Genomic DNA, 9,063 nt, shown 5'->3' with positions numbered 1-9,063 from the left:
GACGTCGGCGGCCGTTTCGCCCGGCAGCGCGCCGCGCGCGTCGCGTGACGCGACGACGTGCGCATGGCGGATCAGCGGGTCGTACGCGTCCTTGAACAGTGCGACGTCGGTCACGCCGAGCGCGCCGATCGTCTCGCCGTGATAGCTGTTCGCGACGCAGACGAATTCCTGCTTGTTCGCGCGGCCGCGGTTGCGCCACGCGTGGAAGCTCATCTTCAGCGCGATCTCGACCGCCGACGCGCCGTCCGACGCGAAGAACGCATGGCCGAGCGTGCGCTCGGTGAGCACGTGCAGCCGCTCCGCGAGCTCGATCGCGGGCTCGTGCGTGCAGCCGGCGAGCATCGCGTGCTCGAGCGTGTCGAGCTGGTCCTTCAGCGCCGCGTTGATGTCCGGGTTCGCATGGCCGAACAGGTTGACCCACCACGAGCTGATCGCGTCGAAGTAGCGGCGGCCGTCACGGTCGTACAGCCACAGGCCTGCGCCGCGCGCGACGGGGATGAGCGGCAGGCGCTCGTGATGCTTCATCTGGGTGCAGGGATGCCAGACCGCGCGCAGGCTGCGCGCGACCCAGTCGTCGGTGGCTGGCGTACTCAAGGCGGCTCCGGGGGATAAAACGGCCGCGCGGCATCGACGGGATGCCGCGCGGCGAGACACGAATCGCGCTGAGATTAGCGTGTTCCGCGACCCGTTGCACTACCGGTTACAAACACCGCAAAGCCTTGCGGGGCGGGAGTTCTGCGCAGATCGGGGCGGCTCGGGACGGTACGGTTCAGAAGCCTCGAAATGACCGCAGATGACGACGTTCGAGTGAGACCCCCCAACCGAAAAAAATCGTGGGTCGGGCGGGGCGGCGCGGTGAAAAATCGGGGAGCGAAGGGGTGAATCGGCGGTGCGGGATGATGTGGCCCCACGTGATCGAAAAGAATGACGACGCGCGGGCGGCGAAGGGAAGCCGGACAGGGCGCGGCGCGATGGCGGGTTCACACCGGCATGCGTGGCGTGCCGCGTGTGCGACATCCGTCGCGAACACCGCACGCTGCACGCAGCGCGGTCGCGAAGCGACGAAAGGGAGGAGGGGAGAAAAACGAAAAACGGCGGCGAAGGCCGCCGCTCGTCAACGCGAAGCCAGCGCCGGCGTACCGGTGTCGCGTGCGTTGCCGTCGTCGTTGTCGGCCGTCTGCGTCGTGTTCCACACGACCCGGTCGTTGACCGCATACAGCCGGCACGAACCCGCGCCCTGCTTCGTGCAGTTGTCGAGCGCGAGCGCCATCGGGTCGTCGCCGCCTTCGGCCCACGACCATGCGCCTTCCGACGATACCGCGAACGCGCGGCTCGGATGCTGGTTCAGGAAGCGGCGATAGCCTTCGCGGCCGGCTTCGTCGACGTACGGCACCGCGTTGACCGAATCGATCGACGCATAGCCGCTTGCCTTCGGCTCGTGCGGGTTCGCAACTGCGTAGCGCACCGAAGTCGGCAGGTTCAGCTGCGCGAGGAACGCGTTGACGGCCGGCCACCATACAGGCACGCCGTCGCGGTCGACGATCAGCCGGTGCGCGTCGTCCTTGTAGCGGCCGAAATCGATGAACCGGGCCTGCGTGCCGTGCGAAACGTACGCGTCGTGCATTTGCGCGACGAGCCCGGGCGTCCACACCGAGTCGTTGTCGCCGTACAGCCACAGCGACCGCACGGCCGTGTGCGCGCCGTACTGGTCGAACGCGTCGACGAGGTTTTTCTGCCAGCCGTCGCAGAGGTCCTGGCGCAGCCCGCCGGAGAAGTTGATGATGCCGCGCACGCCCGGTGCGGCTTCGGTGCCGTACGCGACCGAGACGAGGCCGCCGTGCGACGTGCCGGCGACGACGATGCGCGACGCATCGACATACGACTGGCGCGACATGTAGCGCACCGTCGCGTCCACGTCAGCCGCCTGCGCGAGGCCGTTCTTGCCGACGTTGCAGCCTTCCTGCTGGTACGTGCCGTCCGACCCCGCGAAGCCCTGGCGGTTCGGTGCGATCACCGCATAGCCGCGGCGCACGAATTCGCGCGCGAACGCGAGCGGCCGGCTGCGCGGCTGCAGATGGAGATCGCCGGTGTTCTTGCCGTGATTGAATACGACGAGCGGGAACGGGCCGGGGCCGTTCGGCTTGAAGAGTGTGGCCTCGAGCGTGACGGAGCCCGATGCGTCGGCCGGAATGCGGAGGATCTGTTCGTTCAGGTCGGCGGCGACCTGCGGCAGGTTCGAATCGCCGTAATCGAAGCGTTCGGCGTGGGCGAGCGACCCGCTGGCGCCGGCGCCCGTTCCCGTATTGGCGCTCGGCAGCGTACCGGCCTGAGCGGCCGACAGCGCACACGCCGCCATCCATCCCACCAATACCTTGCTGAACGCCATTCGTAAGCCCTGCCATGCAACATGACCAATTCGAGGTCATCGTAGCTGGACAAAATGGGGTTGTGCAATGCGGGAATTACCCGGCGTCTGACACAGCAACTATTTGTCAACGTTCACTTACTTCACCGTCGACGTAGCGCCAGAAACCGTGCTCGTCGCGCTCGAAACGGCTCGTCTCGTGGAGCCGGTGAGCGCGCCCGCCGACCTTGTAGCGGGCCACGAACTCGACCTCCGCGTGCCGTTCGTCGAGCGGCGCGTGGCGTTTGACCGCGAGGCCGAGCCAGCGCGGCGCGTCGGGCGCTTCGGGGTCGGTGTCGAGATCCGGCGGGCAGGTGCGCGCGGCCCAGGTCGCGCGCAGGTAGTCAGTCGCGCCGAGCACGTACGCGCTGTACCGCGAGCGCATCAACTCGAGCGCGGTCGGCGCGGCTACGCCGCCGTCGATGAAGCGGCCGCAGCAGGCCGCATAGCGGGGCGCCGGCGCTTTGCCGGCGGGAGCGGGGGACGCGCCGCCGCACGGGCACGCGTCAGGTCGGTTCGAAATCATGCGAAACGGGAATTAACGACGCAAGGTTGTCGGCGGCTTACCAGCTCAGCTCGATACCGTCGTACTGGAAGAAACGGCCGTTTGCCTGCGACACGTCCGCGCCGGATTCGGCGATCACGCGGCGCATGCCGGTCACGCTGGTTTCCGGGTCGATCGCGGCCTGCGCGCCGCCCATGTCGGTGCGCACCCAGCCGGGATGGAGCGAGATGCAGGCGGCATGGCGCGTCTGCAGCGACGCGATGCGCAGCGCGTCGTTCAGCGCGGCCTTGCTCGCGCGGTATAGCCAGCCGGTCGTGCCGGTCGCCTCGGCGATGCTGCCCATCCGGCTCGACACGACGGCCAGCACGCCGCGCGCGTCCTCGACCAGCGGCAGCACGATCGGCAGCAACTGCATCGGCCCGCGCACGTTCGTATGCATCACCGCGTCGAAATCCTCAGCGGTGATCGTCTCGACGCCCTCGGTGCGCGGCCCGTACACACCCGACACCAGCACGGCTGCATCGAGTCGCTCGCCGTCGAGCTTCCAGCCGAGCGCCGCGATCTGCTCGGGCTGCGTGATGTCGAGCGCATGCGCTTGCGCGCCGAGCGTGCGCAGCGCGTCGAGCGACGCGTCGTCGCGCGCGGTGGCGATCACGTTCCAGCCGTCGCGCCGGTATTGGCGGACGAATTCACGGCCGAGGCCGCGCGATGCACCGACGATCAATGCGGTTTTCATGCTCGTCGCTCCTTTGCTTGGCGCCGCCGTGGCGGCAGCGCCGGGATCAGATTCGTTCGTTGGGTGGCACGACTGTACGCCTGCGCAGTGACCGCCGCGCAGGCGGTGGCGTTACTTCGCGTCGTCGCACGGCTTCAGCGTGGCGGCGACAGCCTGCGCGACGCCCTCGAGCCGTGCGGCGTCTGCCGCGATCATGTCGTTGTCCGGTGCATGCTCGCCGCCGGCGATGAGCGCGGCCACGCAACGCGTGTAGGTCTCGTCGAGCGCTTCGAAGCTCGACACGGCCATCCCGAGGTTGCGCATCCGGCCGTCGTGCACGCCGTACACGAGCCCGTGCACGGTGAGCGACTGGCCGCGCGCCCACGCGTCGTTGACGATCGTCGTGCGGCACACGTTGACGACCTGCTCGATCGCGTTCAGCTCGATCAGGCGGCGATAGCGCGCTTCACCCACCGGCCATGCGTCGAGCAGCGCCGAGTGGCGTTCGCGCACGTCCTGCACGTGATGCAGCCAGTTGTCGGCGAGGCCGACGCGGCGGTTGAGCAGCGCGGCGTTCACGCCCGAGCAGCCGTAGTGGCCGACGACCATGATGTGCTTCACGCGCAGGATGTCGACCGCGAACTGGATCACCGACAGGCAGTTCAGGTCGCTGTGCACGACCACGTTCGCGATATTGCGGTGGACGAACACTTCACCCGGCGGCAGGCCGATGATCTCGTTCGCGGGCACGCGCGAATCCGAGCAGCCGATCCACAGATACTCCGGCGCCTGCTGGTCGGCCAGACGCGCGAAGAATTGCGGGTCGTCTTCGAGCTTGTGCTTGACCCAGGCGTCGTTGTTGTCGAACAGGTGTGAAAGCGGATTGTCTTGGGTGTTCATCGGTGTGGCTTCCGTTGGCGGAAATCGGGTCGCAATCGGTGCGGTGTAGCGGGCGTCAGGCGGCGCGCTGTGCGTCGCCCGCGCCATCGTTCTGGTCCGTCGCGCCGAAGCGCGCGGGGTAGCGCATGCGGAAGCGCAGCGCGGTGTCGTACGGGTAAAAATCGGGCAGTTCGCCCTGGATCAGCTTGTCCTTGCTGGCCTGCCACAGCGCGGGATCGAAAAAGTCCGCGTGATGCTTCATGAAGACGTCGCGCACGCGCGGGTCGCCGAGCAGGAACGGTCCGTAGGTCTCCGGAAAGATGTCGTGCGGGCCGACGGTATACCACGGTTCGCCTGACAGCTCGTCTTCCTCGTTGCGCGGCGGCGGCACGCGGCGCACGTTGCAATCGGTCAGGTACTCGATCTCGTCGTAGTCGTAGAACACCACGCGGCCGTGGCGCGTGACGCCGAAGTTCTTGTACAGCATGTCGCCGGGGAAGATGTTCGCCTTCATCAGCTCCTTCACCGCGTTGCCGTACTCCTTCACGCCGTGCTCGACGTCGCTATCGGAGCCGTTCTGCAGATAAAGGTTGAGCGGCGTCATCCGGCGCTCGATGTACAGGTGCTCGATCACGAGATTGCCGTCCTCGTATTCGAGCAGCGACGGCACTTCCTTTTCCAGCTCGCGCACGAGCGCGTGGTCGAGCCGCGCGATCGGCAGCGCGACGCTCGAATATTCGAGCGTGTCGGCCATCCGCCCGAGGCGGTCGTGGCGCTTCACGAGCTGGTACTTCTCCATGATCTGCGCGCGCGTCGTTTCCTTCGGCGGCGGGAAGTGATCCTTGATGATCTTGAACACGTACGGGAACGACGGCAGCGTGAACACGAGCATCACGAGGCCCTTGATCCCGGGCGCGATGATGAAGCGGTCGCTCGAATGCGACAGATGGTGCAGCAGGTCGCGATAGAACAGGTTCTTGCCCTGCTTCTGCAGGCCGACCGACGTGTAGATCTCCGCCTTCGGCTTGCCGGGCATGATCGTGCACAGGAAGTCGACGTACGCGGACGGCACGCCCATGTCGACGAGGAAATACGAGTGCGAGAAGCCGAAGATGATCATCAGCTGGTCGCGGCGCAGCAGCACGGTGTCGAGCGAGAGCACGCCCGGGCGCACGTGGCGGATCGGCACCGCGAACGGCAGCACGCGGTCGGCGTTGATGATGCGGCCGACGATGTACGCGCTCTTGTTGCGGAAGAACAGCGACGACAGCACGTGGATCTGGAAATTCGGCGCTTCGTCGAAGTGGCCGAATTCGTCGTGGATCGCCTGCATCACGCACGCGATGTCGCGCGGCAGATCGTCGAATTCCGGCTCGAGCTGGAAGTTCGTGACGATCCGCTCGAGCGTGGTCGCGAGCCCGTCGGTGCCCGGATAGTACGCGCGGTAGGTCGGCTTCGCGGCCGGCTCGTCGTTCTCCAGATACTCGGTCGAGATCGCCGGGCGCACGAAGATGAAATCGTTGCTGAAGTACGAGCGGTGCAGGATCTTGCAGCACACCGAATTGAAGAAGGTCTCCGCGCACTCGGGCTGGCGGTGCGACGTGAGCAGGCCGATGTAGTGCAGCTTGATCTGCTGCCACACTTCGTCGTCGATATTCTCCGCGTCGTATTCGTCTTCCAGCACCTCGACGCATTCCTTCACGCGATCGTCGTACGACGTGATCCGCTCGCGCGCGAGCCGCTGCAGCCCGTGCCAGTCGCCATGCTCGTACAGCGTCTTCGCCTCGACGGCCGCCTCGCGGAAGATCCGGTAGTGGCGGTCGAAGTTTTCGAGCATCGTCTGCGCGACGTCGAAACCGATCTGCGAAGACAGCAGTTTGGGGAAGTGATTCATCGCGTGCAGGCTCGTTCGGGAGGGGCTGTAAGCACTCGCCATTTTAGCGCCCAAGCGGGCGGTTCAAGGGCTTCGCGGCGATGCGCGGCCGGCCGGCAAGCGGCGGGTTGTCCACCGTTGGAGGCCGTTCGGGGCATCTTCGCGTAAAGATACGGGTACGGAACCGATTCTGGCACGAACTTTTTTTGACGGGGCGCCGGCCGCCGGGCACGCGTTCCCCGGGACGGCGATAGAATCGACGGAACGCCCGCCACGGCCTGCCGCCGGCGCGCATTCGCACCGATAACGACGAGACGCCCCACCGATGAACGCACTGGAACACCAACTCGACTATCCCTTCGCCGACACGCTGCCCGCCGCGGGCGACACGTTCGAGGTCGCGCCCGGCGTGCGCTGGCTGCGCATGCCGCTGCCGTTCTCGCTCGATCACATCAACCTCTGGCTGCTGCGCGACGAGATCGACGGGCAGGCTGGCTGGACGATCGTCGATTGCGGGATCTCGTCGGATGCGATCCGCACGCACTGGGAGCAGATCTTCGACACGCATCTCGACGGCCTGCCCGTGCTGCGCGTGCTCGTCACGCACTGCCACCCCGATCACTTCGGCCTCGCGAACTGGCTGTGCGAAGGCGGCGACAAGGGCCGCTGGAACGTGCGGCTGTGGATGACGCTCGGCGAGTACATGTTCGGCTGCCTGATGGCGGCCGGCAACGGCTCGAACGCAGGCGGCGCGGCCGCGGCCGATCACTTCGCGCGCCATGGGCTCACCGATCCGGCCGCGCTCGACAAGCTGCGCAACCGCCGCAGCTACTACGCGGATCTCGTGCCGGCCGTGCCGCCGCGCTATCGGCGCCTGCGTGAAGGCGACGCGGTGACGATCGGCGCGCGCACCTGGCGCGTCGTGACGGGTTTCGGTCATTCGCCTGAACATTGCGCGCTGCACAGCGAAGCGGACGGCGTGCTGATCTCCGGCGACATGGTGCTGCCGCGCATCTCGACGAACGTGTCCGTGTTCGACCTCGAACCGGAAGCGAACCCGCTCGCGCTGTACCTGCAGTCGCTCGGCCGCTACGAGACGATGGCGCCCGATACGCTGGTGCTGCCGTCGCACGGCAAGCCGTTCCGCGGCGTGCGCACGCGCATCACGCAACTGCGCGAACACCACGACGCGCGCCTGGCCGAAGTGCGCGTCGCGTGCGCGGAAAAGCCGATGAGTGCGGCCGACATCGTGCCGATCATGTTCCGCCGCCGCGAACTCGACATCCACCAGATGACGTTCGCGCTCGGCGAGGCGCTCGCGCACCTGAACCTGCTGTGGCTCGCGGGCGAACTCGTACGCGAGCAGGGCGACGACGGCGTGCTGCGGTTCCGTACCGCCGACTGACACCGCTGCGTGTCCCTCATGCGACGGGTTCGTAGCGCCACCCGTCGCGATGCCATTGCATCGTGTGCGTCGGGTCGAGCGCCGCGAGAAACGCGGTGTCGTGCGACGCGACCACGATCGCACCGGGGAAGCCGGCCAGTGCGGCTTCGATCGCACGCACCGATTCGAGATCGAGGTGATTGGTCGGCTCGTCGAGCAACAGCAGTTGCGCGGGCGTGCCGCGCCACAACGCGCACGCGAGCGCGGCCTTCAGCCGTTCGCCGCCGCTCAGTTGCCGTGCCGGCTGCGTCGCGCGCACCGCATCGAGCTGCAGCAGCGCGAGCCGGCTGCGCAGGTCGCCTTCGGCAAGCGGCGTATCGAGCAGCCCCAGTTGCTCGACGATCGAACGATCGGAATCGAGTAGCGCAAGCCGCTGGTCGAGATACGCGGCGCTCACGTGCGTCGTGCAGGCGCCTGAACGGGGCGAAAGCTCGCCCGCGAGCATCCGCAGCAACGTCGATTTGCCGCAGCCGTTCGGGCCGGTCAAAGCGATGCGCACCGGGCCGCTGGCCGACCATGTGATCGCGTCGGCATCGCCGGCGATGCGCCACGGCAGTTGCGCGCGGTCGAGCGTGAACAGCTGGCGGCGCGCGCTGACCTCGGTGCCCGGCAGCGACACGAGCACGGGCGTATCGGCTTCGACGCGCGCGGCCGCTTCCTGCACGCGTTCGTCGAGCGTCGCCTTGAATTCATTCTGGTGGCGCCGCACCGTACCCATGATGTTGCGCGCCGCGCCCTTGCGGCTCTGTTTTGCCCCCGACGACAGGTTGGCCGTCTTCGCCTCGCGCAGCGACGCGGCCGCGTGGCGCTGGATCGTGTCGTGTTCCTGTTCGAGCCTGCGCCTGACGCGTCCGCGTTCGGCACGCGCGTTGTCGAGCGCAGACTGCGCGGCATCCTGCTCCGCGTCGCGCTGCGCGCGGTAGAGCGCGTAGTTGCCGCCGTACGAACGCACGCCTTGCGGCGTCAGCTCGACGATGCGCTGCACGTCGGCGAGCAGCGCACGGTCGTGGCTCACGATGACGACGCCGCCGCGCCAGCCGTCGAGCGCCGCGCGCAGCCACGCGCGGCCCGGCGCATCGAGATGGTTGGTCGGTTCGTCGAGCAGGCGCAGGCCGGCGCCGGACAGCAGCGCGCCGATCAGCGCGACGCGCGCGACCTGCCCGCCGCCCAGTGCCTGCGCGGCCGTGTCGGGTCGCCAGGCCCGCCGGCCCGCCCCGCCGTGCCCGAGCGGCAACCGCTCCCC

General features: G+C 67.7%; 8 protein-coding genes. 1 reads left to right on the top strand and 7 read right to left on the bottom strand.

What is annotated here, in order from left to right; all coding sequences use genetic code 11:
* From G3N93_RS27685 to aceK, 6 genes are all read right to left on the bottom strand, one after another.
* Positions 1-594: aminotransferase class III-fold pyridoxal phosphate-dependent enzyme (locus G3N93_RS27685; protein ID WP_206134398.1), on the bottom strand; the 594-nt coding region annotated here is incomplete at its 3' end.
* Positions 595-1,114: 520 nt separating this feature from the next.
* Positions 1,115-2,386: a dienelactone hydrolase family protein gene (locus tag G3N93_RS27680; protein WP_206134397.1), complete on the bottom strand. Its 1,272-nt coding sequence runs from the start codon at positions 2,384-2,386 to the stop codon at positions 1,115-1,117.
* Positions 2,387-2,492: 106 nt separating this feature from the next.
* Positions 2,493-2,930 (bottom strand): YchJ family protein, encoded by a 438-nt coding sequence (locus G3N93_RS27675; protein ID WP_206134396.1) that lies wholly within the window; start codon positions 2,928-2,930, stop codon positions 2,493-2,495.
* Between the two features lie 37 nt (positions 2,931-2,967).
* Entirely contained in the window at positions 2,968-3,645 is a 678-nt protein-coding gene (locus G3N93_RS27670; protein WP_205785678.1) for an SDR family oxidoreductase, read from the bottom strand.
* 111 nt (positions 3,646-3,756) lie between these two features.
* The gene (gene can / locus G3N93_RS27665) at positions 3,757-4,524 is read right to left on the bottom strand and encodes a carbonate dehydratase (RefSeq protein ID WP_206124495.1); all 768 of its coding nucleotides are present in this window, start codon (positions 4,522-4,524) and stop codon (positions 3,757-3,759) included.
* 55 nt (positions 4,525-4,579) lie between these two features.
* A complete protein-coding gene (gene aceK / locus G3N93_RS27660) occupies positions 4,580-6,397 on the bottom strand; it encodes a bifunctional isocitrate dehydrogenase kinase/phosphatase (protein WP_174937695.1) in 1,818 nt (605 codons plus the stop codon).
* A gap of 304 nt (positions 6,398-6,701) precedes the next feature.
* Here aceK and G3N93_RS27655 point away from each other — a divergent pair, with 304 nt between their 5' ends.
* Positions 6,702-7,781 (top strand): MBL fold metallo-hydrolase, encoded by a 1,080-nt coding sequence (locus tag G3N93_RS27655; RefSeq protein ID WP_174943978.1) that lies wholly within the window; start codon positions 6,702-6,704, stop codon positions 7,779-7,781.
* A 16-nt stretch (positions 7,782-7,797) separates the two neighbouring features.
* Here the strand turns inward: G3N93_RS27655 and G3N93_RS27650 are convergent.
* A partial coding sequence (locus tag G3N93_RS27650) for an ATP-binding cassette domain-containing protein (protein WP_206134395.1) occupies positions 7,798-9,063 on the bottom strand: 1,266 nt, incomplete at its 5' end.

Origin of the sequence: Burkholderia sp. Se-20378 (assembly GCF_017104665.1) — a bacterium.
Lineage (GTDB): Bacteria > Pseudomonadota > Gammaproteobacteria > Burkholderiales > Burkholderiaceae > Burkholderia > Burkholderia lata.
This window is presented reverse-complemented; position numbering and strand designations above follow the sequence as displayed.

Excerpts from the sequence above, each read along its gene's own strand:
- aceK (WP_174937695.1), bottom strand. The coding sequence starts at position 6,397 with ATGAATCACTTCCCCAAACTGCTGTCTTCGCAGATCGGTTTCGACGTC.
- can (WP_206124495.1), bottom strand. The coding sequence starts at position 4,524 with ATGAACACCCAAGACAATCCGCTTTCACACCTGTTCGACAACAACGAC.
- G3N93_RS27675 (WP_206134396.1), bottom strand. The coding sequence starts at position 2,930 with ATGATTTCGAACCGACCTGACGCGTGCCCGTGCGGCGGCGCGTCCCCC.
- G3N93_RS27670 (WP_205785678.1), bottom strand. The coding sequence starts at position 3,645 with ATGAAAACCGCATTGATCGTCGGTGCATCGCGCGGCCTCGGCCGTGAA.
- G3N93_RS27655 (WP_174943978.1), top strand. The coding sequence starts at position 6,702 with ATGAACGCACTGGAACACCAACTCGACTATCCCTTCGCCGACACGCTG.
- G3N93_RS27680 (WP_206134397.1), bottom strand. The coding sequence starts at position 2,386 with ATGGCGTTCAGCAAGGTATTGGTGGGATGGATGGCGGCGTGTGCGCTG.